Here is a 25,351-nt window from a genome sequence, read left to right as displayed (position 1 = left end):
GGCCAGGACCGGCGCGGGTTGCGACCAACATGACTGTCGGGCGGCCGCGACGCTGCGGGCGACAATCGCCGTGGGCACTCGCGCGGGCGGGCGCCTGGCGTCAGCGGACGGATCGGCCTGCGCGGGCTTGCGCCCGACGCGGCCTCAGAAGGGACGGCGATGTGGAAAAGCGGGAGCGACGGGGTCAAACCCGGGCTTTACACCCCGGTGGGATCGAGATCCGGGTCGTCGCGTAGCCACTGCGACAGCGTCCCGCTGCGGCCCGACACCGGCGATCCGGCACGGGAGCAACAGATCGGGTGGCCGGCGGTCCAGCGCTCCAATCATCCTCGCGACCACCAGCGGCCGCACGAACTCATGCGAGCCGTCGCGTAAGCACCACTGCGCCGTCGCCGTCGTACGCGTCGAGGATCACCGTCGTCGTCGCCGCCACCGCAGCGATGACGTCGTAGTCCGGATCCTCGCGTTCGGGCAGCCGATAGGTGGTCACGAGGGCTACGTGTCCGACGGGGGAGGCGGTCATGCGCCAAGCGGCTTCGACCGGCCCGATCTCAGTCTCGCCCGAGAGGTAGGCGACCGTGTCCCCGGCGACGCGAGCGAATGGGACTCCGCCCTCCTCCAGGCGTGCATCGTCCGGCTTGCTGAGCACGTCGATGGAGATGAGCCCGGCGCCTCCCGCCCGACGCATCTCACCAACGATCACCTCCGCGATATCGCGCGGCCCGGGACCGCCCGGCTCGAGCCACCCCATCCGGATGTCGTCCAGGCGCTCAGCGGGAACCTCGGCACCGGCCAACGCTCGCAAGTCCCACTGGTCGGCCGTCAGGACGGCGCGTAGCGGAGCTTCGAAGGCATTGGCTTTCCAGAGCGCCTCCCGGACTTGGTCGAACACCGCCTGCGACACTTCGCGCAACTGCATGTCGTTCGTGTCCTCGTTCCGTCGGTTCATGTTCGTTATGCGCAGGCTGATTGCTTCGGCGAGAACCCGCCATCAGGCGTCCAGCGCCAGTAGTCACCGCCTTTGTACCCGAAGTCCCAATGGCCGCCAATCGGCTCGGCATGCCCGAGGTCCGGGTGCCAGACCTCGTCAGTGTCGGGATTGACCCAGGCACCCTTGTCGCCGCCCTCGGGCTCCTTTCCGTGCCACTCCCATTCTGGGCCAGGACGTTGCGCTCCATCCGCCGGGTCCGGCGGGAACGCGGATGGCTCCGGTTGCGGGTCGCTGCCTCCACCGGACTGATCGCCCTCGCCGGTCCCCGAGTTGTTCGCCTGACAGGTCTGGCCTTCGTTGATCAACGTCCCGGTGGCTCGTTGGACCGTTCCCGGGTTGTCGATGTGCTGGTCGATCGTCGTCGTGCCGTTGCCTGAATCCTTGACGATCGTTCCGACGTTGTCGATGAGACCGCTTGCGTCGCCGTACAGCGTTCCCGTCTCACCGTTGGCGTGGAAGGTGCCTTCGTTGTAGAAGAGTGCTCCCTCCCGCATCGCGAACCCGCCAGCGCCCCAGGTCAGCGACCCGGAGTTGATCAACGCTCGCTGGAGCTGGAGGTCACCGAAAGGCGGAGTGAAGTCTCCGCTCGCGCCAGGGCAGATCACGGTCGCGCCGGTACCGCTCATCACGCCGCCCTGCCACGTGAACTGGTCGCAGATGTCAACCTCGCCGGGGCCTTCCATGTTGGCCGAGAGGTGCAGCGTCCCGAGCACGGACGGGATGTTCCGATCCTCGAACGACAGCTTGCCGCCCTCGTGGTAGAAGGTCGCCCCCAGGCCCTGGATGGATCCGGCGAGGATCGTCGCGCCGGTGTTGTGGATCGTGCCGGTCATGACCGTTCCGCCGCCGAGGACGAAGCAGTCGGGACCGGAGAGGTCGATCTCGGCGCCGCCGCCCGTGCTGGTCGTCCAGCTGCCGTACTGCGGGTTGCGCGGCTGCGGGCAGAGGATCGGGTCGTCGATGACGGGTGGCAGAGACACCGGCACGCCGCCGCGCGAGAAGCGCAGGCCACCAGTCTCTGCGTCAACCGCGCCCTGGTTGTCGAACGCGATGTCGATGCCAGTTGTCCCGGTACCCGTGAGCTTGCGCAGCGTCCCGCCGGCCAAGTTGAGGAACTTGGACGGCGCACTTCCGCCGTTGTCGTGGAAGACGCCGCCGAACCAATCGTTCTGGGAGTTGACGGTGAGTGTGCCGCCGTTGCGGATCGTCGCGCCGTTGCCCGTGCGGACCGTGCCCTGCGGGAAGGTCGTCGTGCCGTTCAGCGTCAGCGTGCGCTGGTCGAGCAGGACCGAACCGCTGTCCGGGCCGGTGTCGACCTGCCCTGAGGCCCCGTTTTCGACGACCGTGGAGCCGAGCCCCGACATCGTCCCGGCCGTCCATGCGAACAATCCCTGGACGTCGACCTCGCCGTCGCCGGTGAGCGTCCCTCCGTTGACGTGCAGGCTGCGCAGCGTCGTCGGGGTCGACGTGTCGGTGACGTTCAGCGTTCCGCCCTGGAGGTCGAAGTCGGCGTCCGCGCCGTCGATGTTCGCAACCGTCAGCCGTGCCGAGTTCTTCAACTGGAACTCGCCGTGCAGCTCGGTGTCGGCCGCCAGGCAGCGCGGGCCCGAGCTCATCAGCACGTGGGACCCGTCGGGCCCGATCTCCCAGCCGCCGGAGGTGCACGGCTGGTCCGGGACGTCCTCGCGCGAGCCCAGCTCGATCGTGCCGCCGCCGGTGACCTTGACCTTCCCTTCGTTCTGGGTCGGCACGCCGATGCCCGACGTGCCGGTCCCCGCCGACTTCTGCAGGAGCCCGCCGGGCTTGACGAGCACGTGCGACAGCGCGCCGCCGCTGTCGTAGACCGACGGGCCGAACCAGTCGGCCTGCGAGTTCTCGGTCAGCGTCCCCGCGACGTCGACGCCGCCGCCGTTGAGCATGCGGATCGTGCCGTTGACGTGCTCGATCGCCCCCTCGATCGACAGCGTCCGCTGATCGATCGCGATCCACGCGGAACCGGTTCCGGGCGCGATCGTGCCGGTCGCGTCCGGGCCGATCGTCGTGGTGCCGGTCCCGGTCTGCTGACCACCGTCGAGCTGTGCGAGACCGCTCACGGCGACGTCGCCCGCGCCGGTGATCGCGCCGCCGTTCTGGCGCAGCGTGCCGAGGACCGCGTGCGCGCCGGACCGCGCCGACAGCGTGCCGTCGTCGAGGCGGACGTCGGCCTGCTCGCCGTGGACGTCGCCGACGGTGACCGGCGCGTTGGCGATCGTGATCGTCCCCGCCAGCGTGCTCCCGTCGTCGAACGAGACCGGCGCGTTGGACTGGTTGAAGCGGAACTGGCCGGTCTGCGCGTCGATCGTGCCGTCGCTCTCGGTGGCGACGCCGAACGACGTCGTCCCACCGCCCGCGGTCTTGCGGACCGTCCCGGACGCGGCGTTCACCAGCCGTGGGCGCGCCACTCCACCGGCGTCATAGAGCTGCTGGCCGAACCAGTCGTTCTCCGAGTTGAAGTTCAGCGCGCCCTCGTTGCGCACCGTCGCGCCGTTGAGCGCGCGGAGCGTGCCGCTTGTGAACGTCAGGTCACCGGCGTTGCGCAGCGTGCGCTGCTCCAGGGCGACCCACGCCGAACCGCCGCCGGCCGCGATCGTCCCGATCCCGGCGGACCCGAGCGCGGTCTCCCCCGCCCCGGTCATCTGACCGCCCGTCCACGACAGGGTCGTCGAGAGGGCGAGCGTGCCCGCGCCGTCGATCGTGCCGCCGGACTGCGTGAGCGCGCGAGCGTGCGACGTGGTCCCGTCGTCGGTCAGCGCGAGCGTGCCGCCGGTGACCGTGAGCCCGCCCTCGAGCTGGAGGTCGGGCGCCGTGACGCTGCCGTCGGTGACCCGCAGCGCACCCGCACCCTGTGCGTCGGCACCGAGCGTGAAGGCTCCGCCGCTGAACTGGACCGAGGTGCCGGCGCCGGTGGCCGACCACGTGCCCGCCGTGCTGGGCCCGCCACCCCCGCCGAAGTCCAGGCGGCCGCTCTGGGCGTCGACCGCGCCCTCGTTGTCGAAGGGAATGTTGACGCGGGTGGACCCGGAGCCGCCGGTCTTGCGCAGCGTGCCGGTGGCTGTGTTGATCAGGCTCGAATCGTCGCCGCCAGAGTCATAGACCTGGGAGCCGAACCAGTCGTTCTCGGAGTTCAGCGTCAGCGTGCCGCTGTTGCGCAGGGTCGCCGCGTTGAGCGCGCGCAGGGTGCCGCTGGCGAAGGTCAGCCCGCCGCGGTTGGACAGCGTGCGCGCGTCGAGCGCGACCGAGTTCGAGCTCGGGCCCGCGTCGATCGTGCCGTTGCCGTCCGGCTGGAGGATCGTCGAGCCGGTGCCGGTCATCTGACCGCCCGTCCAGGTCAGTGCGTCGTCGACCTGGACCTGGCCGGCGCCCGTGAGCGTGCCGCCGGGCTGGGTCAGCGACCCGAGTGCCAGGACCGCGCCGGCGGCCGCGGCGATCGCCCCGTTCTCGAGCCGGACGGACGCCTCGTGGCCGTGGACCGCGCCGACGGCGGTGATCGAGGCGCCGTTGAAGGTGAGCGCGCCGGCGATCGCGCTGCCGTCTTGAAGCGTGACGGCGGCGGCCGAGCTAGGGAACGCGAGGCGCCCGGCGTCCGCGTCGATCGTGCCGCGGTTGTCGACCTCCCAGCCGATGCCGGTCGTGCCCGTCCCGGCGTCCTTGACGACCGTCCCAGTGTTGATCAGCTGCGGGTGTGGGCTGCCGCCGCCGTCGTGCAGTTGCGCGCCGAACCAGTCGGTCTGGGAGTTGAGCTTCAGCGTCGCGTGGTTGCGGAGCGCCGCGCCGTTGACTCCGCGCAGCGTGCCGTTGACGAGCGTCAGCGTGCCGTGGTTGTCCAGCGCGCGCTGGTCGAGCGCGACCGACGAAGAGCTCTCGCCGGGCGTGATCGTCGCATCGGCCCCGGCCGTGACCGTCGTGGTGCCCGACCCGGTCATCTGGCCGCCGGTCCAAGCAAGCGTTTCGGCCACGCGCGCGTCGCCCGCGCCGGTGAGCGTTCCCCCGGACTGGCTCAGCGTGCCGGCGGTGAGCGTCTTGCCCGCGTCGACGGCGAGCGAGCCGTTGGACAGCGCGAGCTGGGCAGCGGTCGCGTCGACGTCGCCCGCGGTCACGTTCGCGCCGCTGAGCAGGATCGAGCCCTTGAGGACCGCGCCGTCCTCGAACGTCGTGGCGACGTCGGACTGCAAAAAGCGGATCGATCCGCTGCGCGCCTGGATCGTGCCGGAGCTGTCGGTCGCCAAGCCGATCGTGCTGACGCCCGTGCCCGCGGACTTGACGATCGTGCCGGTGTTGATCAGCTGCGGACGCGGACTGCCGCCGCCGTCGTAGAGCTGCACGCCCCAGAAGTCGTTCTGCGAGTTGAGCGTGAGCGTGCCGCTGGTGCGCACTGTCGCGCCGTTGAACGCGCGGATCAGACCCGAGGCGAGCGTCAGCGCGCCGCGGACCGAGAAGGTGCGCTGATCCAGCGCAAGCGCGTTGAAGGTGTCGCCCGTGTCGATCGCGCCGGTCGACGTCGGCTGCAGGATCGTGGAACCGGCCCCGGACATGACCCCGCCGGTGATCGCGACGGCGCCGGCGACGTCCAGCTCACCGTCACCCGTGAGCGTGCCACCAGACTGGGTGTAGGCGTTGGTCGTTGAGGTCCTGGAACCAGTGAGGCTCAGCGTGCCGCCCGTGATCGTCAGATCGCCGTCGATCTGGGCGTCCGGCGCGGTCACCGACCCGCTGGTCAGGAGGATCGCGCCGCCGAGCTGGGTGCCGGCGCCGAGCATGTGGTCGCCGCCGGAGAAGACGATCGCGGTGCCGATGCCGGAGGCCTCCCAGGTGCCGGTCGTGCTCGGGCCGCCTCCGCCAGCGAAGTCGAGGCGGCCGCTCTGAGCGTCGATCGCCCCCTCGTTGTCGACGGCGATCGTGAGCCGCGTCGTCCCGGCGCCCGCCGTCTTGCGCAGCGTGGCGCCGGCGGCGTTGGTCAGCTGCGGCTTGGGGCTGCCGCCGCCGTCGCGGACGGCTGCGCCGAACGTGTCGGCCTCGGTGTCGAGCGTCAGAGTCCCGGCATTGCGGATGATGGCGCCTGAGGTCGCGCTGAGGCCGCCTTCCGCGAAGGTGACGCTGCCGCGGTTGGTGAGCGTGCGACCGCTGAGGCTCAGGGTCGAGGATCCGCCACCGGGGTTGATCGTACCGGTGGCGCCGTCGTCGACGGTCGTCGTTCCGGTTCCGCTGAGCGCGCCGCCGGTCCAGCTGAAGGTCGTCGTGGCGTGGAGGTCGCCGGCGCCAGAGACGACGCCGCCGCTGATGGCGAGCGTAGCGACCGCGGACGCGTGCTCGACGTCGGCGACGGTCAGGGTGCCATTGGCGATGGTAAGCGACGCGCCGTCACCCTGGATGGAGCCGGCGGACGCGTCGCCGCCGATCGTGACGATGGCGCCGGTAGGCAGGCAGACGACGTCGTCGGCCGTCGGGAGGGCTTCGCCCGACCAGTTCTGGGCCGTGGTCCACTGGCTGTCGCTGCCGCCCCCGTCCCACGTGACCGTGCATACCGGGGGCGCGTCGGCGCGGGCCGACGCCGCGAGCAGCGCCAGCGCGACCGCCAACGCGAGGAGCGCCATCAGCGCGCACGCCGCCGCCCGCACCATCGTATGGACGTCGTGGCGCCGCATCGCGGCCGACGACGTGCCCGACCCTGCCACCGGAGAGAACACGCAGAGCAGTCCAACCGATGCGCGTTGCTTGATCAATACGACATCTGACCAGCGGTCTTTGCATCGCTTCTCGATCGTGCGCGGTCGGATTACGGAGGCCGTCCCTCGCTCACCCGGTTGATCGATATCAGCGCAGCGTGTAGTGGCTGTCAGCGGTCAGACCGTCGCCCGCGTCGAGACCGTCGCGCGCCGGGCTTCACGACCACCTCGGAGTCCGATCCTCATCGCGGCTGCTGCGCCAGCGTCACCGACGCGCGGCAGACGCGCGTCGTCGACCTCGAGTGCAACGGTGCCGTGCCGACTCGATGAGTTCGAACGCCATCGCTATCCCGGCGGCCCGCGAGCCGGGCCGCTCGGTGATCATCTCTCGCCCGGCCCGACGCGCCCGCAGATTCAACCACGAGAAACGCTATCCCGCGACCTCGCCGCAAAGTCGCCGATTTGCGTGGAAAAGCGGGAGCGACGGGACTCGAACCCGCGACCTCCGGCGTGACAGGCCGGCGCTCTAACCAACTGAGCTACGCCCCCGAGTCAATCGGGACGACCATTATGGCATCACCGCAGCGACGGTTGCGGCCTCGTGGTCGGCTGGCGGAAAGCGCCTCCGGCGTCGGATCGCACGCCAATGAGTGGCAGGGGCGCTGATCGCGGCGGGCAACGATCGACCGGCCTCACCCAAATCCTGGCTGGTCGGCCAAACAACCAGTACGGTTCCTCTTCATGGCCGGCACAAGGGTTGAGGCGCCGCCTGCGCCGACGAGCACGAATCCGATCAAGCGGATGGTCGGGGACTACAAGATCGAGCGGGGGATCAGCACGCCGTTTCCGCCCGGGGATACGCGGTTCTCGATGGTGCGGACCACGCAGTTCACGCGGGATCCGCTCACGCTCCTGCTCAAGGCCTATGACAAGTACGGGCCGGTCTTCACCCAGCGGGTCTTCCATCAGAACATCGTGTTCGTCCTCGGCCCGGAGGCCAATCACCACCTGCTGGTCTCCAACGCCGCGAACTACGAGTGGCGGACCGGGCACTACGGCGACCTGATGCCCCTGCTCGGCGACGGCATGCTCGCGATCGACGGCGCGTTCCACCGCCTCTCCCGCAAGGCGATGCTCCCGATGTTCCACAAGGAGCGCATCCACCAGTCCATCATCCTCATGAACGAGGAGGTGGACAAGGCCCTCGACCAGTGGCACGACGGCCAGGAGCTCGACCTGTACCACTGGACCCGCGAGCTCGCGCTCCGAATCGCCATGCGCGCGCTCTTCGGCCTGGACCCGGACGCCGCGAAGCACCGTCACGGCATCAACCCCGCCGACGAGTTCGAGAACGCCCTCGCGTTCTGGTCCAAGGACTACATCTTCCAGGTCCTGCGCGGCCCCGGCTCCCCCTGGCGTCGCATGCGCACGGCGGCCAAGCGCCTGGACTCCGTGATCTACGCCGAGATCAACCGCCGGCGGGCCGCCGGCGACCTCGGCGACGACCTCCTCGGCCTCCTGCTCGCGACGACCCAGGACGACGACGGCAAGCTCCTGCTGACCGACCGCAACATCCGCGACGAGGTCATGACGCTCCTCTTCGCCGGCCACGACACCACCACGTCGACGGTGGCGTTCCTCTTCTACGAGCTGTCGCGGCACCCATCCCTGGCCGATCAGCCCGACTTCGACCTCGACGCCGCCCTCGAGGAGACCCTGCGCCTCTACCCGCCGGCCTGGATCGGCCCGCGCCGCTCCATCGAAGAGGCCACGGTCGCCGGCGTCAAGATCCCCGCGCGCGTGCCCGTGGAGTACAGCTCCTGGGTCTCCCACCACCTGCCGGACGTCTGGGAGGACCCCTTCACGTTCGACCCGAACCGGTTCACGCCGACCAACCGCGACAAGATCCCCAAGGGCGCCTACGTCCCCTTCGGCGGCGGCTCGCGCACGTGCATCGGGATGCGCTTCGGCCAGGCGGAGATCCACGTGATCGCCTCGAAGATCCTCAGCCGCTTCCGACTCGAGGTCCAGCCGGGCTATGCGCTGACCGTCCGCCAGATGCCGACGATCGGCCCGCGCGACGGGCTGCCGGTCACGGTTCGCACCGCGCAGCAGCCCGCCGCGGGCATCGGCGGCGACGGCCTCAGCGACCCGATCGCCGCCTAGCACCGCCCGCGCCGCCCCGCCCCGCCCCTAGCGCTTCGCCTTCGCCTTCCCGACCCTCACCACCAGCACCTTCGACCCGTCCCCGTGGGCGCGGAAGTTGCCCTGCCACTGCGCGACGAACAGGTTGTCGCCCTTCGCCAGGTTCCACGACGACGTGTAGGACCCGTTGTTGCTCGCGGTCACCGTCTGCGTCCGCCACACGGTCGACCCCGGCGCCCGGTAGGACACCGTGATCCGCTCGTTGCCCGACGCCGGCGTCAGCTTGCCGGTCACCGTGATGTGGGTGGGCTTGCCGTACCTCGCCTTCGGCGCGGCGACCGTGAGCGCGCTCGCCGCTCCCGCGTCACCCCCGCTCGTCGAGTACAACAACGCCTGCTGCCCGCCGAGCAGGTAGTCGGTCCCGCCGCCCGCGGCGATCCCGCCGTCGGCGATCGGATCGCTCTCGACGAACTGCGGATGCCACGTCGCGCCGCCGTCGTCGGTCCGCAGCAGGAACCCCGTGGACTGGCGGACGTCACCGAACGACGAGACCACCAGGTAGCCGCGCGACGCGCTCGAGAACGACATCCCCCGCGCCGCGTTCGTCCCGACGCCCGGCAGCTCGGTCCATGCCTTGCCCCCGTTCGCCGTCCGCCACAGCCGCCCGGACCCGTCGAGCAGGAACCCGTGCGTCGCGTCGACGAAGTCCACGTTGCGCACCGCCAGCCGGTTGACCCGCTTCTTGCCCTTCTTGATGTACTTGCCCGGCTTCAGGACCGTCGTCCACGCCTTGCCGTTGTCCACCGACTTGATCACGTCCTGCGGCCCGTAGGCGACGATCGCGCCGCCGGCGCGGTCGACCTGGCCCAGGACCGTCCGTGCGACGGCGCCGCGCACGGCCGCGAACGACGCACCGCTGTTGGTCGAGCGCCGGATCCCCGTCGGTCCGACCACCATCACGTTCGTCGGCGACGGCGCGTACACGGCCCGCGCCCGCGCGGTCGAGCCGGTGTCCAGCGTGGCCCAGTGGCCGCCGCCGTCGTTGGTGTTGAAGACCCCGCCCGCGACGTCCAGCGCGTAGCCGTCGTTCACGGTCGGGAACGAGACGTCGAGCACGTCCTCGGACGTCGCGACGTTGCCGCGCGTCCACGTGTGCCCGCCGTCGGTCGTCCGGCCCAGCGTCCCGTCCGGCCCCGGCGCGAACGCCGACCCCGCGACCTTCCCCGCGCGCACGCGCGTGAACTGGCCGAGCAGCCGGCCGCCGACGGGGCTGTAGTTCTCGCCGGTGTCGTCGGAGAACGCGGTGGCGCCCTGCTGACCCGCGGCGACGACGCGCGTCGCCGAGGCCAGGCCGGCGGCGAACAGCGGGTCGCTGGAGACGGCCTTCCACAGCCAGTGGTCGCCGCCGTCCTTGGTCGTGCCGACGACCTTGCCGGCCTTCGTCGTCACGACGCACACGTCGGCGGTCGCGCACTGCACGCCGGTCAGGTCCTGCCCGCCGGGTGCCGCGACGTCCTTGGCGACCCACGTCGCGCCGCCGTCGCTGGTCTTCAGGAAGAGGTCGCCGTCGCCGACCGCGTAGCCGACCTTGTCGCCGGTGAACGTGATGCCGCGCACGGCGCGGCCGGTCTGGGAGACCGACTTCCACGAGGTGCCGCCGTCGGTCGTCTGGTAGATGTTGCCGTCGGTCGTGGCCACGAACCCGGCGGTCGGCGATCGGAACGTCGCGTCGGTCGGGATCGCCCCACCGCCCACGGCCTTCGTCGCCGGCACGGGCGTCTTGGCGGCGAACCGCGTCCCGCCGTCGTCGGTCTGGAAGACCTGGCCGCCGACCTCGAACACGAAGCCGGTGTTGGCGTCGAAGAACGCGAGCGCCCCGAGGTTGGCGTCGGCGGGGCAGTTGGACTCGACGTTGGTGAACGCGATGCGCGAGAACGTCTGGCCGCCGTCGGTCGAGCGCCGCGCGACGCACCCGCCGCCCGCGACGAGCGTGTTGCCGTCGATGACCTGGAGCTCGGTCAGGTTGGAGAACGTGCCCGCCGGCAGACCGGCCCACGTCACGCCGCCGTCGGTGGTCTTCAGCAGCGTGCCGAAGTCCCCGGCCGCGTAGCCGCTCGGCCCGGAGAACGCCATCGCGCGCAGTGTGTTGCCCTGCGGCAGCGGGTTGCCCCACAGCCAGCCGGACGAGCCGACCTGGACGTTGGCGGACGCGCCGGCCGGCAGGGCGGCGGCCAGGGCGGCCGCCACGGCCATGGCGCCGCCGGATCGCAGCAGCCTTCTCATCGGTTCACAGCTCCTCGTCGTCATCGGGTGCATGTGCCGCTCGAACGAGGTCCGCGCACGGAAGTTACGCAACCCGCGGCCTCAAGTCCCACCTCGGCGCAACCGACCTTCCAAGGAGGCCTCCGAATGCCCTTCCGCCACGCTCCTACGACCGATGACGACTGGTCCCGGCTGCTCGGCCCCGCCGCCGACGCGACGACCGAGGGTCTCGTCGTCCTCGACGCGACCGCGACCATCCGCGCGTCGAACCTCGCCGCGCGGCTCATCACGGGCGTCCACACCCCGCAGCACGACCGTCTCGCCGGCCGCGGGCCGTCCGACGGGTGGTTCGTCCCGCGCCACGCGGACGGGACGCCGATCGCGATCGCCGACCAGCCGGGCACGCGCGCGATCGCCACGGGCCAGCCCGTGCGCGACGTCGAGCTGCATTTCCGGCGCTTCGACGGCTCCCGCCAGTACCTGCGCGCCAACGCGGTCCCGCTCTTCGCCGACGGCAGCGACCAGGCCTACGGCGCCGTCGTCACCTTCACCGACGTCACCGCGTTCGTCGAGGCCCAGGAAGCCCTGGCCGAGCGCGAGCGCGACCTCGCGCTGCTCGCCACCCACGCCGGCGACCTGATCGCCCGCCACGCCGCGGACGGCAGGATCGTCTACGCCGCCGGCGGCGCCGAGGCGCTGCTGGGCTTTGCGGCCGAGCACCTCGTCGGCTTCTGGGCCGCCGACGTCTGCCACCCCGACGACGCCGACGCGATCCGCGCCGCCCACGAGCTGGCCCGCGACGGCGCGCGCAGCGCCGTCAGCTACCGCATCACCAACGTCCGCGACGGGCGCGAGATGTGGCTCGAGTCCACCGTCTCCCCCGTCCTGGACGAGGACGGCGCCTTCGTCGAGGCCGTCACCACCACGCGCGACGTCACCTCGCGCAAGGAGGACGAGCTGCGGCTGCGCGACGCCGAGGAGCGCGCGCGCCGCCAGCAGGCGCTGCTCGAAGAGGCCGAGGCCATGGCCGGCATGGGCAGCTGGGCGGCCGACGTCCGCGCCAACACGTCGTGGTGGAGCCCCGGCCTGTTCCGGATCTTCGGCGTCGACCCCGACGGCGACGCCGGCTACGCCGCCCACGATCGCCTGATCCACCCCGACGACCGAGTCGCGGTGCGCGGCGCGCTGGCCCGCGCGGCGCTGGACGGCGAGCCCTTCGACATCACCTACAGGTTGATCCGCCCCGACGGCGTCGAGCGGATCCTCCACGGCCGCGGCGCGCCGGCCGAGCGCGTCGACGGCGCGATCCGCCGCGTCTGGGGCACGACGCAGGACGTCACCGAGCGCCAGCGCCTCGAGGCCGGCCGCCGCGAGGCCGAGGCCCGCTTCCGCGCCGCGTTCGAGCATGCGCCGATCGGGGTCTGCGTCCTCGAGTTCCGCGGCCCCGGCGCCGGCCAGTGGGTCACGGTCAACCCCGCGCTGGCCGAGCTGCTCGGCTACGAGCGCAACACGCTGCTGGGCACGCGCATCAGCTCGGTGCTGCATCCCGAGGAGCTGCCGGCGACGCGCGAGCGGCTGACCGCGCTGATGACCGGCGCGGCCGAGCGCGTCACCGCCGAGTGCCGCATGATCCACGCCGACGGGCACAGCGTCTGGACGCTCGTGACGGTCGCCGCGGTGACCGACGACGAGGGCCGGCCCGCCTACGGCATCGGCCAGATCGTCGACATCACCGAGCGCAAGCGCTTCGAGGGCCAGCTCCAGTACCTCGCCGACCACGACGCGCTCACCGGCCTGTTCAACCGCCGGCGCTTCGAGGAGGAGCTGGACCGCGTCCTGGCCGGCGCCGAGCGCTACCGGCGGCCCGGCGCGCTGCTGGTCCTCGACCTCGACGGCTTCAAGTACGTCAACGACACGCTCGGCCACCCGGTCGGCGACGAGCTGATCGCCCGGCTGGCCGCCACGCTGCGCGCCGAGCTGCGTGAGACCGACGTCATCGCCCGCCTCGGCGGCGACGAGTTCGGCGTGATCCTGCCCGAGGTGACCGAGGGCGAGGCGGCCGCGGTCGCCGGCAAGCTGCTGCGCGCCGTCGAGCGCGACGGCACCGTCGCCGACAGCTCGCGCCACGCGCGCGTGACCGCGTCGATCGGCCTCGCGGCGTTCGACGGCACCGACGGGCTCAGCGCCGAGGAGCTGCTGGTCGAGGCCGACATCGCGATGTACGACGCCAAGGAGGGCGGGCGCAACCGCGCCGCGCGCTCCGAGCGCGACGGCCCCGGCCCCGGCCGCCACGTCTCGCGCCTGTCGTGGCTGGAGCGCATCCGGACCGCGCTGGCCGAGGACCGCTTCGTGCTGCACGCGCAGCCGTTCGTGGCGTTGGCGCGCGGCGACGACGGCGACCCGATCCCGTCGTTCGAGCTGCTCATCCGCATGCTCTCGGACTCCGGCGAGCTGATCCCGCCCGCGACGTTCCTGCCGATCGCCGAGCGCTTCGACGTCATCCCGGCGATCGACCGCTGGGTCGTGGAACGCGCCGTCGGGCTCGTCCGCCGCGAGCACGATCGCGGCACGCCGGTCACGCTGAGCGTCAACCTCTCCGGCCGGACGATGGGCGACGCCGAGTTCGCCGGCTGGCTGGAGAAGTTGTTGATCGACAACCCGGTCCCACCCGGCCGGCTCATCGTCGAGATCACCGAGACCGTCGCGATCGTCAACCTGGAGCGCGCCCGCGCGCTGGCCGAGACGCTGCGCCGCCTGGGCTGCCTGCTCGCGCTGGACGACTTCGGCGCCGGCTTCGCGTCGTTCTCCTACTTGAAGCACTTGTGCTTCGACCTGCTCAAGATCGACGGGGAGTTCGTGCGCGGACTGCGCGACAACCCGACCGACAGGCTCGTGGTCGAGGCCGTCGTCGCGATCGCCCGCGGCCTGGGCACCCCGTCGCTGGCCGAGTTCGTGGCCGACTCCGACACGCTGGACGCCGTGCGGGAGCTGGGCGTCGACTACGCGCAGGGCTTCCACCTCGGGCGGCCCGAGCCGGTCGACGAGGCGCTGCGCATAGCCCACATGGGGGCTGGACGGCGGGCTTAGCATCCTCGCCATGGCGAGGATCGGCGTACTCACGGGCGGCGGCGACTGCCCCGGGCTCAATGCGGTCATCCGGGCGGTCGTCCGCAAGGGCGTCACCGACGGGCACACCCTGTACGGCTACACCTACGGGTGGGCGGGCGTCCTCAACGGCGAGGGCGAGGACCTGACCGTCGAGCGGACCAAGGGGATCCTGCCGCGCGGCGGGACCATCCTGGGGTCGTCGCGGACCAACCCCTTCAAGAAGGACGGCGGGGGCACCGAGGCGGTGCGCGCCGGGATGGCGGCCAAGGGCGTCGACGTGCTCGTCCCGATCGGCGGCGAGGACACGCTCGGCGTCGCGGCCCGGCTCGCCGCCGACGGCGTCCCGGTCGTCGGCGTGCCCAAGACCATCGACAACGACCTCAAGGGCACCGACTACACCTTCGGCTTCCAGACCGCGGTGCAGATCGCGACCGACGCGGTCGACCGGCTGCATACGACGGCCGAGTCGCACAACCGCGTCATGGTGCTCGAGGTCATGGGCCGCCACGCGGGCTTCATCGCCGCGCACGCCGGCATGGCCGGCGGCGGCGACGTCATCCTCGTGCCCGAGCGCCCGTTCGACATCGAGCAGGTCTGCAACCACATCCGGCGCCGGCACGCGAACGGGCGCACGTTCTCGATCGTGGTGGTGTCGGAGGGCGCGACGCCGCGCGAGGGCACGCTCTCGACGACCGGCGAGGCGGGCAAGCTCGACGCCTTCGGCCACGAGCGCCTCGGCGGGATCGCGGTCGTCCTGGAGCGCGAGATCGAGGAGCGCACCGGCTACGAGACGCGCATGACGATCCTCGGCCACGTCCAGCGCGGCGGGACCCCGACCGCGTTCGACCGCGTGCTGGCCACGCGCTTCGGCGTCGCGGCCGCCGAAGCCGTGACCGCTCAGCAGTCCGGCGTGATGGTGGCGCTGCGCGGGGCCGACATCGCGACGGTCCCGATCTCCGAGGCGCTCGGCGACCCGAAGACCTTGGACGACAAGTTCTTCGCGGATGCCGAGGTCTTCTTCGGCTAGCTAGACCGCGGGCTCGCGCGGGGCGGCGATCTGCAAGGCGTCCGGCGCGATGTCCCAGCGGGCGCCGATCGCCTCGAGCTCGGCGTCCAGCGGCCAGCGGTCGGCGCGGGGCTCGCCCTCGTGGTCGGGCACCCCGCCCTTGAGCGGCATGCACTGGGTGTTGTCGCCGATCGCCCGGATCTCGGCGACCTCGTCGTCGCTGAGGACGACGTCGGCCGGCGTCGTCGCGAGCTCGGCGCGCTGGTCCTCGACCGTCTTGGCGCCGTCCCACGACTCCTGGATCAGCGTCGGGACCACCGACGCGACGGCCGGATGGGCGAGGTTCCACTGCGCCGCGAGCTGGAGCAGCGTGAGGCCGTGGCGCTCGGCGATCGGGCGCAGCTGATCGAGGCGCTCGACCCCGCGCTCGATCCAGCCGGCCTGGCGGAACTTGCGGTGGTCGAACTCTGCCATCGGCAGCCCCGGACGCAGGTCGTCGTGGAACAGACCGCCGTAGTCGGCGACGCGCGTGATGACCTTCACGTCGTTGGCCTGCGCCGCCGGGAGCGCGAGCTCGCCGGGCCACGGCTCGAACGGGTTGAGGATCAACATGGCCCAGTCGATCTCGGAGCCGAAGCGCTCGAAGCAGTCGATGACGTCGAGCGTGAAGCCGTTGGCCGGGCCGGGCGCGACGCCGATCTTCCGCGTCAGGCCGGCGTCGCGCAGCGCCGCCATGCCGTCCCAGACCGCGGCGCTCGTGTAGCCGGTCCGGTCCGGATTGTGCAGCAACAACAGGTCGAACGCGTCGACCTCGATCCGCTGCAGCGACCGCTCGGTCGCGGTCCGCAGGTAGGACCCGTACTCGCCCTCCGGCCGCAGGCGCGGGTCGGTGAAGCGCGGGAAGCCCTTGGCTCCCTCACGCTCGCCGTCGTAGAAGTCGTGGCCGACGGCCCCGACGAGGCAGTAGGCGTCGCGATCCAGGCCGGCGAGCGAGCGGCCGAGCAGCACGTCGGCCTCGCCCTCGCCGTAGACGTCGGCGGTCAGAACGGTGCGCACGCGCTCGTCCGGACGGATGAGCGCGAGGTAGCGCTCGTCGTCGACCGGCGCGCCGAAGTGCATGAAGCGGCCGCCCGACCAGGTGCCGAGGGCGGTGTGCGTGGGATCCAGGGTCATCGCCACTGGAGGGTACGCGGCGGCGGCGAGTCTGGGAGGATCGGCACCATGCGCCGCGCCCTCCCGCTGCTCGCCCTGCTCCTCGCGCTCGTCGGTGCCGGCTGCGGCGGCGGCGATGACGACGGCGGGACCAAGACGACGAGCGCCTCTGAGAAGCAGGCCTACGCCACGCAGCTGCAGCAGGCGAGCGTCTCGCTGCAGCAGACCTTCGGCGCGATCTCCGACCAGACCGGGTCGAACACCTCCTCCAAGCAGATCGGCGACCGCCTGGCGACGGGCGCCGACGCCGTCGACCAGTCCGCCGACAAGTTCGCCAAGATCACGCCGCCCGCCGGGGCGCAGGCCGCCCACCGGCAGCTCGTCGCCGGCCTGCACGAGATCGCCGACCAGCTGCGCAAGGCGGCGGCCGCGGCGAAGGCGAACGACAGCAAGGCGCTCGCCGCGGCGCTCAAGGCGATCCTGCAGGGCGACGGCGCCAAGAAGCTCAACGCGGCGACCACGGCGCTCAAGGCGCAGGGCCTCACGCCGGACGCGTCGTCCTCGGCGCCGTCGAGCACGACGACGACCGGCTGAGCGCGGTCAACCCACGCGGGTCGTCGCCGCCAGCCCGCGGGTGTGGCGGCGCGCGACCTCGCGCAGCGAGCAGCGCACGCTGACGGTCGCTCAGCGGTTGGTCGCGCACGGCGCCGCGCTGCAGGTAGGCGCCCAACAACATGGCCTTGAGGACCGACGCCCCAGTCTGCCGTCATCCGCCCTGGACAAGCTGTACGTCATCACATACGCTTGTACGCGATGACCGACACCGCACCCGCCACCTTCGACGCACACGCGGCCGCCTACGAGGCACCGCGGCGCCGTCTCATCCCGCCCTTCGACGCCTTCTACGGGACGGCCGTCGACGCGCTGACCATGCTCCCCGCGCCGCCGCGCCGCGTCCTCGACCTCGGCGCCGGGACCGGCATGCTGAGCGCGCGCGTCGCCGCCGCCTACCCGGAGGCCGAGTTGGTCCTGACCGACGGCGCGCCCGCGATGCTCGAGCAGGCGCGCGCGGCGCTCGGCGACCGCGCCGAGATCCACGTCGCCGACCTCAACGACCCGCTGCCACCCGGAGGGTTCGACGCGGTCGTCTCCGCCCTCGCGATCCACCACCTCGACGACGCCGGCAAGCAGGCGCTGTTCGCGCGCATCGTCGCCGCGCTCCCGCCCGGCGGCGTCTTCGTCAACGCCGAGCAGGTCGCGGGGCCGTTCCCGTGCTTCGACCGGCGCTACCACGCGTGGCACGAGGCGTCGGCACGCGCCGCCGGCTCCGATGACGCCGAGTGGGCCGGCGCGCTGGAACGGATGCGCCACGACCAGCCCGCCGACGTCGAGTCCCAGCTGCGTTGGTTGCGCGAGGCCGGGTTCGACGCGGCGGACTGCCTCTTCAAGGACCATCGCTTCGCCGTGCTCGTCGCCCGGCGCGCGCTGGGCAAGTCCTAGGTCTACGACACCGCGACGGGCTCGCGCGCAGCCGCACGCAGCTTGTCGATCGCCGCGCGCAGCACGCGCGAGACGTGCATCTGGCTAAGGCCGACGTGCTGGCCGATCTCGGCCTGGGTCAGGTCCTCCTCGAAGCGCAGGCGCACGATCTCGCGCTCGCGCGGGGTCAGCACGCGGCTGAGCGCCGAGAGCATCGCGCGATGCTCGGCGTCGACGAAGCCGTCGTCCTCGACACCGAGCCGCGAGCCGAGGTCCAGGTCGTCCTCGTCGCTCCCGCGCACGGGCTGCGAGAACGACGTCGACATCCGCGCGCTCAGCGCCTCGCGCGCCTCGAGCACCTGCTCGACCTCGAGGCCGGCGCGCTCCGCCAGCTCGGCGACCGTCGGCGCGTGCCCGAGCTCGCGCTCCAGCGCGGTCGCTGCCTTCTCGACGGCGAGCGCCTGCTCCTGCAGGTCGCGCGGCGGGCGCACGGCCCAGCCGCGATCGCGGAAGTGCCGGCGCAGCTCGCCCGACATCGTCGGCAGCGCGTAGGAGCTGAACGCGGCACCGCGCACGGGGTCGTAGCGGTCCAGCGCCTTCAGCAGCCCGACGCTCGCGACCTGGATGAGGTCGTCGAACGGCTCGGAGCCGCGCCGGTACTGGGACGCGGCGTAGCGCGCAAGCGGAAGGTAGCGGTGGACCAGCTGCTCTTTGATCCTGGGATCGCGAGTTCGGGCGTAGTGGCGCAGCATCTGTGCGTCCCGTTGGCCGCCCGAGTCGTTCGGCCGCGAGTCCTCAACTGTCGCCAGCCGCCCCGGCGGGGAAGTGCTGACGGTCATCAGGATCTAGCTTCTCCGGAGCGGTCCCGGCGCAAACAGCTCTTTACGCCAACTCCACGTCGAGCGCCGCGGCCTCCAGCGCGATGCGCAGCCGGACGCCGTCCCTGCTCCACCTCGCGTCGCGGAACACCGCCTGCGACAGCGAGAACGCGCCGACGTCGCCGACCAGCGGGAAGATCCAGTACTCGCCCTCGTCGGTGGCGAGCAGCTCGGGCGTGTCGAGCACGCCGGTCGCGCGCACGTACTCGACGCCCTCCGCGACGCACGACACCGAGACGGCGATCCCGATCCATCCCTGGATCGCCGCCAATGCGTGCGAGAAGTCCATATGGACATCATCCCTGACCGGCTCGCGCACGGCGAGCGGTCCGTCGGCCGCGGCACCCGATCGGTGGTTTGATGTCGAGAAGCTCCGACCGGCTCCGCTCACCAGGCGAAGGGCCACGACAGGCGCGGCCCCGATACCAGGAGATCACGATGCCCAAGTACCTGCTCCTCAAGCATTACACCGGCGGCCCGGAGCAGCACCGGCCCTTCCCCCCGATGGACCAGTGGGCGCCCGAGGACGTCGAGGCGCACTTCGCGTTCCTCAAGAACGTCACCAAGGTGCTCGAGGAGAACGGCGAGCTCGTCGGCGTGCAGGCGCTCACCCCGGCGCAGACGTGGGTGCGCTACGGCGGCCCGGACGCCGCGCCGGTCACCACCGACGGCCCGCTGCCGGAGACCAGCGACCTCGTGGCGGGCTGGTACATGGTCGACGTCGACTCGCGCGAGCGCGCGCTCGAGATCGCGGCCCACATCTCCTCCGAGCCCGGCCCCGGCGGCGAGCCGCTGCACGAGTGGATCGACGTCCGGGAGATCATGTCCGGGTCGGCGTCGGACGACTGCCCGACGTGATCGACGGGTCGACGCACCCGCTGGACGAGGGCGCGCTGCGCGCGCTCGTGCCGCGGGTGCTCGCGGGCCTGGTCCGGCGGGGCGAGGACTTCGACGCCGCCGAGGACGCGCTGCAGGAGGCGTTGTTGGAGGCGTTGCGGGTGTGGCCGCAGCAGCCGCCGCGCGATCGGCGCGCGTGGCTGGCGACCGTCGCGACCCGGCGGCTCGTCGACGCCCGCCGCAGCGAGGCCGCCCGCCACCGGCGCGAGGAGGCGACGCACGCTGAGCCGCGGCCGCCCGCCGACGTCCCCGCGGCCGCGGGGGACGACACGTTGTTCCTGCTCTTCTGCTGCTGCCATCCCGACCTCGCGCCCGCGTCCCAGGTGGCGTTGACGTTGCGCGCCGTCGGCGGCCTGACGACACGGGAGATCGCCGACGCGTTCTACGTGCCGGAGGCGACGATGGCCCAACGGATCAGCCGGGCCAAGCGCACCCTGCACGGCCGCCGGCTGGACCAGCCCGGCGACCTCGCGGTCGTGCTGCGCGTGCTCTACCTCGTCTACACCGCCGGCCACGCCCGTCGCGTGGACCTGGCCGCCGAGGCGATCCGGCTCGCCCGCCAGCTCACGCTGGCCACCGGGGAGCCGGAGGCGCGCGGGCTGCTCGCGCTGATGCTCCTCAACCACGCCCGGCTGGCGGCGCGGCACGACGCCGAGGGCCGGATCGTCACGCTCGACGAGCAGGACCGCCGTCTCTGGAAGACCCGCGAGATCGCCGAGGGCGTGCGCGTCCTGCAGTCGGCGCTCGCCCTCGAACGTCCGGGCCGCTACCAGGTCGAGGCCGCGATCGCCGCCCTGCACGACGACGCCGCCAGCGCCGAGGAGACCGACTGGCCGCAGATCCTCGCCTGGTACGACGACCTCGTCGCGCTGTCCGACAACCCCGTCGACCAGGACCCGGCCGCGGTGCTCGGGCGCGCGGTCGCCGTCGGCCACGTCCTCGGCGCCGCCGCGGGCCTGCGCGAGACCGATCGGCTGCGCGACGTCCTCGGCGACCGCCACCGCTGGCACGCGGTCCGCGGCCACCTGCACGAGCTCGACGGCGACCTGCCGGCCGCCGCGGCCGCTTACGCGGAGGCCGCCCGCCGGGCGACCGACGTCGCCGAGCGCGACCACCTCGTCCGCCGGGCCGCGCGCGCGCGGGCGGGCGACATCACGCGGGCTGCCACAGCTCGATCCGGTTCCCCTCCGGATCGGTGACCCAGCCGAACCGGCCGACGCCGTCCATGTCCTGGACCTCGTCGGCCACGTCCGCGCCCTTGCCGCGCAGCTGCGCGAGCATCGCATCGAGGTCGCCGACCCGGAAGTTCAGCATGACCTGCTGGTCGCGCGACCCCGAAGGAGTCGGTGTCGGCCGCGAACGTCGCGAACACCGTCGGCCCGGCCTCCTGCCGCCACAGGCCATGCGGATCGGCGTCCAGCCCGAGGCACTCGCGGTACCACGCGCCGAGGGCCGCCGGGTCGGCTGCGCGCAGGAAGCAGCCGCCGATGCCAAGCACACGTTCCATGCCGGGGAGCTTGTCAGGACGACGAGAGCGGATCACGCACGGGTCGCGGGAAGATCCCGGCATGAGCCGAGATCTCCCACGACAACGCAACCTCGGTAGCGAGCGCTACACGACGTGCTGCACGAGCGCTGCGACCGCGGTCACGACCGCCAGCCCTCCGAGACTCGTGAGCAGGACGCGACTGCGGCCGTGCCTCTCGTAGAGGCCTTCGAGCCACAGCGTTCGCGGAGGCAGGTCAGGATCGACCCGCCGCCGCAGACGTGCCGTCAACCCGGTCAGCGGGCAGCCCTTGACCGCCGCCTCCCAGATCATGACGGCCGCGATCGCCATCGTCGGGTACACCCAAGACAGCCAGAAGTAGGCGGTCAAGAGCGTGCACACGAGCGGTTGGTGCAGGGTTTCCAGCACCCAGGCGAGCCGCCATTCCCAAGCTCGGCTGCCCGACCACGCGGCGTGGATCCACAATGCACTTTCGAGACGAGACGGAGGCCGCCGCGTCTCCTGGATGTCCAACCCGTCCAGATGACGAGCCATGACGTGCTCCTCTTCCCATGTTGACGTCTCACTCGAACGAGTGAGCCGGAGGGTGGGCCCCCGATTTGCCGCCACCGGCGTCTGGCCGATGACTTGGAACGGGCTCCCAACCACGAAGAGGTCCTTCATCCTGCCTGGCATCGCTCGGCGGACCGCATGACTGTGGGTTTCCACGAGCACTGCTCCGCATGCCGCCTCGACGATCGCCGTAGCCATCGCCGGTTCAGGCGAGGAGCGCGACCGGCAGACGAGATCGACCGTAGCGATTGGACAGCAACCACCAGCAACCGCGACCCCGTGAGGGGATAGTTGCCGGACCGGCTGCTGCGATGTGCCGTAGATGCGCACTGGATCAGGGACCGATCGAAACGGTGACTCAGGCACAGGGAGCCTGCAGGCGACGATCGCGATCGGTTCGTGTTGATAGAGCGCGGGACGATATGCCGGCCGTCGCGCCGAGCCAACGCCGGCTGACGAACGCGCCGATCACGAAGCGGCGTCATCGCTCCACGCGCCAACCGGTCAGGACGATGCGATCGAATCCTGGTGCGAGGTCGCGAGGAGGTGGCGGACATCGCCGACGGAGAGGAGGGCGAGGGTCGTTGCGGCGGCGACGCCAAACGCGACCCACAGCGCCACGCCCGTCCCGATGAGCGCGGCGATCGGCGCCCAGATCGCGAGGCCCAGCGGCGCGAAGACCAGCGACCCGAACCAGTCGTAGGAGCTGACGCGCGAGAGCGACTCGTCGGGGATGTGGCGCTGGAGCGTCGACTCCCAGACGGAGATCGCCAGCGTCATGCCGGCGCCCGACAGCAGCGCTCCGCCGACGAGCAGCGGCACCGACGGGGATGCCGCCAGGCAGGCCAGCGGGATCGCGAAGAGGCCGTCGGCGATCGCGACGAACACCAGCGGTCGGCGCGGATCGACCTGGGTCGCGAGCAGGCTGCCGATCAGCGCTCCCGCTCCCACCGCCGCCAACGCCGTGCCCCAGGCGGCGGCGCCGCCGAGATCGCGCTCGGCGATCACGGGCCCGAGCACGTTCCACGCGCTCCAGACGATGTTGCCCACCGCGAAGTAGGCGACGACCGACCACACCCACTTGCGCGACCGGAACGCGAACCAGCCCTCGCGCAGGTCGGTGAGGAACGGGCTCGACGGCAGCGTGACGTGCTGGGGAAGTCGCAGCAGCGCCAGGCACGCCACGCTCACCGCGAACGTCAGCGCGTCGGCCATGATCGCCCAGCCCGCGCCGGCGACGGCGACCAGCACGCCGGCCGCGACGGGGCCGAGGATTCCGCCGGCCGAGATCGCGCTGGAGCGCAGCGCGTTGGCCGACTGCAGCTCCTCGGCGGGGACGATCGCCGGCACCAGACCGATCGTGGCCGGGCTGAAGAAGCCGGTGGCGACGCCGGTCACGCCGGCCAGCAGCGCGAGCATCCACACCCGCGCCACGCCCATGAGCAGCAGCGCCGCCATCGTGCCCTGGCTGACCACGCGCACCAGGTCGGCGAGCACCATGACCGCGCGGCGGGAGGCCCGGTCGGCGACGACACCGCCCACCAACACGCTGGCCACGAGCGGGAGCACGCCGGCGGCGAGCACGAGCCCGACGTCTGACGGCGAGCCGCCGATCTCCAGCACCGCGAACGCGAGCGCCACGGCGACGATGCGGTCGCCCAGGACGGACACCGCCTGGCCGCCGAGGAGCAGCCGGAAGTCCCGCCGGCGGAGGACCGGCAGGTTCGCGAGTCGAAGTCGATGCGCCACGTGCCGCAGCATCGACGTCAGCGTCGTCCGCCGCCTACGATGAAGCCTCAGCTACATCATGCTCACGTTCCATCTCGATCCGGATGAGCTCGCCCGCACCCGCTTCGCGTGCTCGGTCCTCCACGAGACGATCGCGAGCCTGCGGGTGGTCGCCGATCCCGCCGCCCATGCGATGCACGTGCCGTGGCTGCGCGAGGCCGCCCCCCGCATAGCCGGGACGGATCTGACGCTGCTGCGCGCGCTCGTGCCGGCCGAGGGCTATCTCCCCGACTTCGTCATGCCGCCGCCGGATTCGCCGCTGCCCGACCTCGACGTCGAGCTCGACCGCATGGAGGCCACGTCCGACCGCCAGGTCCGCGACGAGCTGGCGATCGCGTTCCCCGACGGGCTGCCGCCGGCGGTGCGCCCGCTGGCCGACGACCCACCGCGCGCGCTGCGCCGCCTGCGGGCGCAGCTGGTCGCGTACTTCACCGCGACGCTCGCCGACCGCTGGCCCGCCCTCCGCGCGCTGCTCGAGGCCGACATCGCCCATCGGGCGCGCCGGTTGACCGACGGCGGCGCCCAGGCGCTCTTCGCCGACCTGCACCCCGCCGTGCACCTGCGCGACGGCGGCCGCCTCGACGTGGCGACCCGGTACCACGCCCCGACCGTGCTCGTCGGTCGCGGGCTGCTCCTGATGCCCTCGGTGTTCGCGTGGCCGTCGATCTACGCCGTCACCGACCCGCCCTGGCAGCCCACGCTGATCTACGCCGCCCGCGGCGTCGCCACGGCCTGGGAGCCCACGGCCGATCCGGGCCCGGACGCCCTCGCACGCGTCGTGGGCCGAACCCGCGGCCGACTGCTCCACGCGCTCGACGTCCCACGCACCGGGCGCGCGTTGGCCCAGGCGCTGCACATCACGCCCAGCGCGATCTCCCAGCACATCGCGCCCCTACGCGACGCCGGCCTCGTCACGACCTACCGCGACGGACGGCACGTCATGTGCCGTCGCACCGAGCTGGCCGACCAGCTGATCGCCGCGGCAACGCCGGCCCGGACATGACCAACGACTTCGGATCGGCAGCACGTTGGTCAACGTCCTCGACCAACGACGGCAAGACCTGGCACACGATCCTGGCCGGCGCCCACGAAGACCCCGCGCTGGCAGGGCGGGGAGCGACCCGCGACCCACGGTGAAGGCGGCAATCAGCGATCCGCATCGGTCGCGGCCTGCGTCCTCTCGTAGCGTGGGCCTTTCCCCATGCACGATCACCGCCAACAGGTGACCGCTACAGGTCAAGGAGGGCAATGGACGCTCAGGGACGAGCAGCACCGAGCACGCTCCGGCCCCACGTGTCCCTCCTCGCCTGAACCGGTAACCGCTGGGGCGGCACGCGGTCGGTCACAGGGAACTCCGGGGAGAACGACGGTCGGATGCACAACACGCGAGGCTCAGGACGAGCATTCGCGCATCGGCGGGGCAGATCGCCACCGCCGGCGAAGGGAGTTCACGATGAGTGAACGGTCAGAGAGGCGCCAGCAGGAGCGTGAGGAGCGCGCTCTGGAGGCGCTCACCACAGCCGACGAGCCGCTGTCCTACCAGCGGGTCAGGAAGGCTGCGGGCCTGTTGACCATCGCCAGCACGAGCTCCGCGCTCTCCGCCCTGAGGGACCAGGGGCGGGTCGTGCAGAGCAACGACGGCTGCGGGCCGAGGGGAGTTCGCTTCAGCCTCAGCCGCAAGGAGCGCGATGCACGCAAGGGCCAGAACGGCTGACGCCGTCCGCGGTTCGCGCGCGCAACTGCTCGTGAAGTGATTCGCACCACCCTTCCGGGCACCGCGCATGGGCGGTCTCGGACTTGAACCGAGGACCCCTCGCTTGTAAGGGGGGCGCGCGCCTCTGCGCGTTGTCCGGTTCTATGACTCACGCTCGCGCTAGAGCGGGC

Annotated in this window: 17 protein-coding genes, 2 tRNA genes and 1 pseudogene; 9 read left to right on the top strand and 11 right to left on the bottom strand. The window is 72.0% G+C overall.

Annotation, left to right across the window (positions count from 1 at the left end):
• Nucleotides 1-355: 355 nt before the first annotated feature.
• The 3 genes from DSM104299_RS02170 to DSM104299_RS02160 form a co-directional block, all read right to left on the bottom strand.
• Nucleotides 356-919: a hypothetical protein gene (locus DSM104299_RS02170; RefSeq protein WP_272475641.1), complete on the bottom strand. Its 564-nt coding sequence runs from the start codon at nucleotides 917-919 to the stop codon at nucleotides 356-358.
• 35 nt (nucleotides 920-954) lie between these two features.
• The gene (locus DSM104299_RS02165) at nucleotides 955-6,714 is read right to left on the bottom strand and encodes a polymorphic toxin type 37 domain-containing protein (RefSeq protein WP_272475640.1); all 5,760 of its coding nucleotides are present in this window, start codon (nucleotides 6,712-6,714) and stop codon (nucleotides 955-957) included.
• 454 nt (nucleotides 6,715-7,168) lie between these two features.
• Nucleotides 7,169-7,242 (bottom strand) — tRNA-Asp (locus DSM104299_RS02160).
• Between the two features lie 252 nt (nucleotides 7,243-7,494).
• Between DSM104299_RS02160 and DSM104299_RS02155 the strand changes: the two genes are divergently transcribed.
• Nucleotides 7,495-8,859, top strand: coding sequence for a cytochrome P450 (locus DSM104299_RS02155; RefSeq protein WP_272475639.1), 1,365 nt, complete (start codon nucleotides 7,495-7,497; stop codon nucleotides 8,857-8,859).
• Nucleotides 8,860-8,886: 27 nt separating this feature from the next.
• Here DSM104299_RS02155 and DSM104299_RS02150 read toward each other — a convergent pair whose 3' ends face one another.
• A complete protein-coding gene (locus DSM104299_RS02150; protein ID WP_272475638.1) occupies nucleotides 8,887-11,121 on the bottom strand; it encodes a WD40/YVTN/BNR-like repeat-containing protein in 2,235 nt (744 codons plus the stop codon).
• 126 nt (nucleotides 11,122-11,247) lie between these two features.
• On the opposite strand from DSM104299_RS02150, the gene DSM104299_RS02145 reads away from it, so the two are divergent.
• The gene (locus tag DSM104299_RS02145) at nucleotides 11,248-14,187 is read left to right on the top strand and encodes a bifunctional diguanylate cyclase/phosphodiesterase (protein WP_272475637.1); all 2,940 of its coding nucleotides are present in this window, start codon (nucleotides 11,248-11,250) and stop codon (nucleotides 14,185-14,187) included.
• A 10-nt stretch (nucleotides 14,188-14,197) separates the two neighbouring features.
• The gene (locus tag DSM104299_RS02140; RefSeq protein WP_272475636.1) at nucleotides 14,198-15,235 is read left to right on the top strand and encodes an ATP-dependent 6-phosphofructokinase; all 1,038 of its coding nucleotides are present in this window, start codon (nucleotides 14,198-14,200) and stop codon (nucleotides 15,233-15,235) included.
• Here DSM104299_RS02140 and DSM104299_RS02135 read toward each other — a convergent pair whose 3' ends face one another.
• Nucleotides 15,236-16,387 carry an aldo/keto reductase gene (locus DSM104299_RS02135; protein WP_272475635.1) on the bottom strand — a complete coding sequence of 384 codons (1,152 nt, stop codon included), beginning with the start codon at nucleotides 16,385-16,387 and terminating at the stop codon, nucleotides 15,236-15,238.
• Nucleotides 16,388-16,435: 48 nt separating this feature from the next.
• Here DSM104299_RS02135 and DSM104299_RS02130 point away from each other — a divergent pair, with 48 nt between their 5' ends.
• The gene (locus DSM104299_RS02130) at nucleotides 16,436-16,960 is read left to right on the top strand and encodes a hypothetical protein (RefSeq protein ID WP_272475634.1); all 525 of its coding nucleotides are present in this window, start codon (nucleotides 16,436-16,438) and stop codon (nucleotides 16,958-16,960) included.
• Between the two features lie 219 nt (nucleotides 16,961-17,179).
• Nucleotides 17,180-17,866, top strand: a complete 687-nt coding sequence (locus tag DSM104299_RS02125) for a class I SAM-dependent methyltransferase (protein ID WP_272475633.1) — start codon at nucleotides 17,180-17,182, stop codon at nucleotides 17,864-17,866.
• A gap of 2 nt (nucleotides 17,867-17,868) precedes the next feature.
• On the opposite strand, the gene DSM104299_RS02120 is transcribed toward DSM104299_RS02125, so the two are convergent.
• Together DSM104299_RS02120 and DSM104299_RS02115 are read right to left on the bottom strand one after the other, a co-directional pair.
• Nucleotides 17,869-18,597, bottom strand: coding sequence for a SigB/SigF/SigG family RNA polymerase sigma factor (locus tag DSM104299_RS02120; protein ID WP_272475632.1), 729 nt, complete (start codon nucleotides 18,595-18,597; stop codon nucleotides 17,869-17,871).
• 130 nt (nucleotides 18,598-18,727) lie between these two features.
• Complete coding sequence (locus DSM104299_RS02115; protein ID WP_272475631.1) at nucleotides 18,728-19,012, bottom strand: hypothetical protein; 285 nt, start codon at nucleotides 19,010-19,012, stop codon at nucleotides 18,728-18,730.
• Between the two features lie 149 nt (nucleotides 19,013-19,161).
• Between DSM104299_RS02115 and DSM104299_RS02110 the strand changes: the two genes are divergently transcribed.
• Both DSM104299_RS02110 and DSM104299_RS02105 read left to right on the top strand, forming a co-directional pair.
• Nucleotides 19,162-19,581 carry a YciI family protein gene (locus tag DSM104299_RS02110; protein ID WP_272475630.1) on the top strand — a complete coding sequence of 140 codons (420 nt, stop codon included), beginning with the start codon at nucleotides 19,162-19,164 and terminating at the stop codon, nucleotides 19,579-19,581.
• Nucleotides 19,569-20,819 (top strand): RNA polymerase sigma factor, encoded by a 1,251-nt coding sequence (locus DSM104299_RS02105; RefSeq protein WP_432419796.1) that lies wholly within the window; start codon nucleotides 19,569-19,571, stop codon nucleotides 20,817-20,819. The genes DSM104299_RS02110 and DSM104299_RS02105 overlap by 13 nt, the downstream gene beginning before the upstream one ends.
• On the opposite strand, the pseudogene DSM104299_RS29325 reads toward DSM104299_RS02105, so the two are convergent.
• The 3 genes and pseudogenes from DSM104299_RS29325 to DSM104299_RS02090 form a co-directional block, all read right to left on the bottom strand.
• Nucleotides 20,773-21,127 (bottom strand): annotated as a pseudogene (locus tag DSM104299_RS29325) (VOC family protein). The gene DSM104299_RS02105 and the pseudogene DSM104299_RS29325 overlap by 47 nt on opposite strands.
• A 105-nt stretch (nucleotides 21,128-21,232) precedes the next feature.
• Nucleotides 21,233-21,661 (bottom strand): hypothetical protein, encoded by a 429-nt coding sequence (locus DSM104299_RS02095; RefSeq protein WP_272475627.1) that lies wholly within the window; start codon nucleotides 21,659-21,661, stop codon nucleotides 21,233-21,235.
• Between the two features lie 522 nt (nucleotides 21,662-22,183).
• The gene (locus DSM104299_RS02090; RefSeq protein ID WP_272475626.1) at nucleotides 22,184-23,440 is read right to left on the bottom strand and encodes an MFS transporter; all 1,257 of its coding nucleotides are present in this window, start codon (nucleotides 23,438-23,440) and stop codon (nucleotides 22,184-22,186) included.
• Between the two features lie 46 nt (nucleotides 23,441-23,486).
• Between DSM104299_RS02090 and DSM104299_RS02085 the strand changes: the two genes are divergently transcribed.
• Nucleotides 23,487-24,470: an ArsR/SmtB family transcription factor gene (locus DSM104299_RS02085; RefSeq protein WP_272475625.1), complete on the top strand. Its 984-nt coding sequence runs from the start codon at nucleotides 23,487-23,489 to the stop codon at nucleotides 24,468-24,470.
• Between the two features lie 450 nt (nucleotides 24,471-24,920).
• A complete protein-coding gene (locus DSM104299_RS02080) occupies nucleotides 24,921-25,181 on the top strand; it encodes a hypothetical protein (RefSeq protein ID WP_272475624.1) in 261 nt (86 codons plus the stop codon).
• 68 nt (nucleotides 25,182-25,249) lie between these two features.
• Here the strand turns inward: DSM104299_RS02080 and DSM104299_RS02075 are convergent.
• A tRNA-Cys gene (locus DSM104299_RS02075) sits at nucleotides 25,250-25,312 on the bottom strand.
• Between the last annotated feature and the right edge of the window lie 39 nt (nucleotides 25,313-25,351).

Origin of the sequence: Baekduia alba, assembly GCF_028416635.1 — a bacterium.
GTDB classification, from domain to species: Bacteria; Actinomycetota; Thermoleophilia; order Solirubrobacterales; family Solirubrobacteraceae; genus Baekduia; species Baekduia alba.
This window is presented reverse-complemented; position numbering and strand designations above follow the sequence as displayed.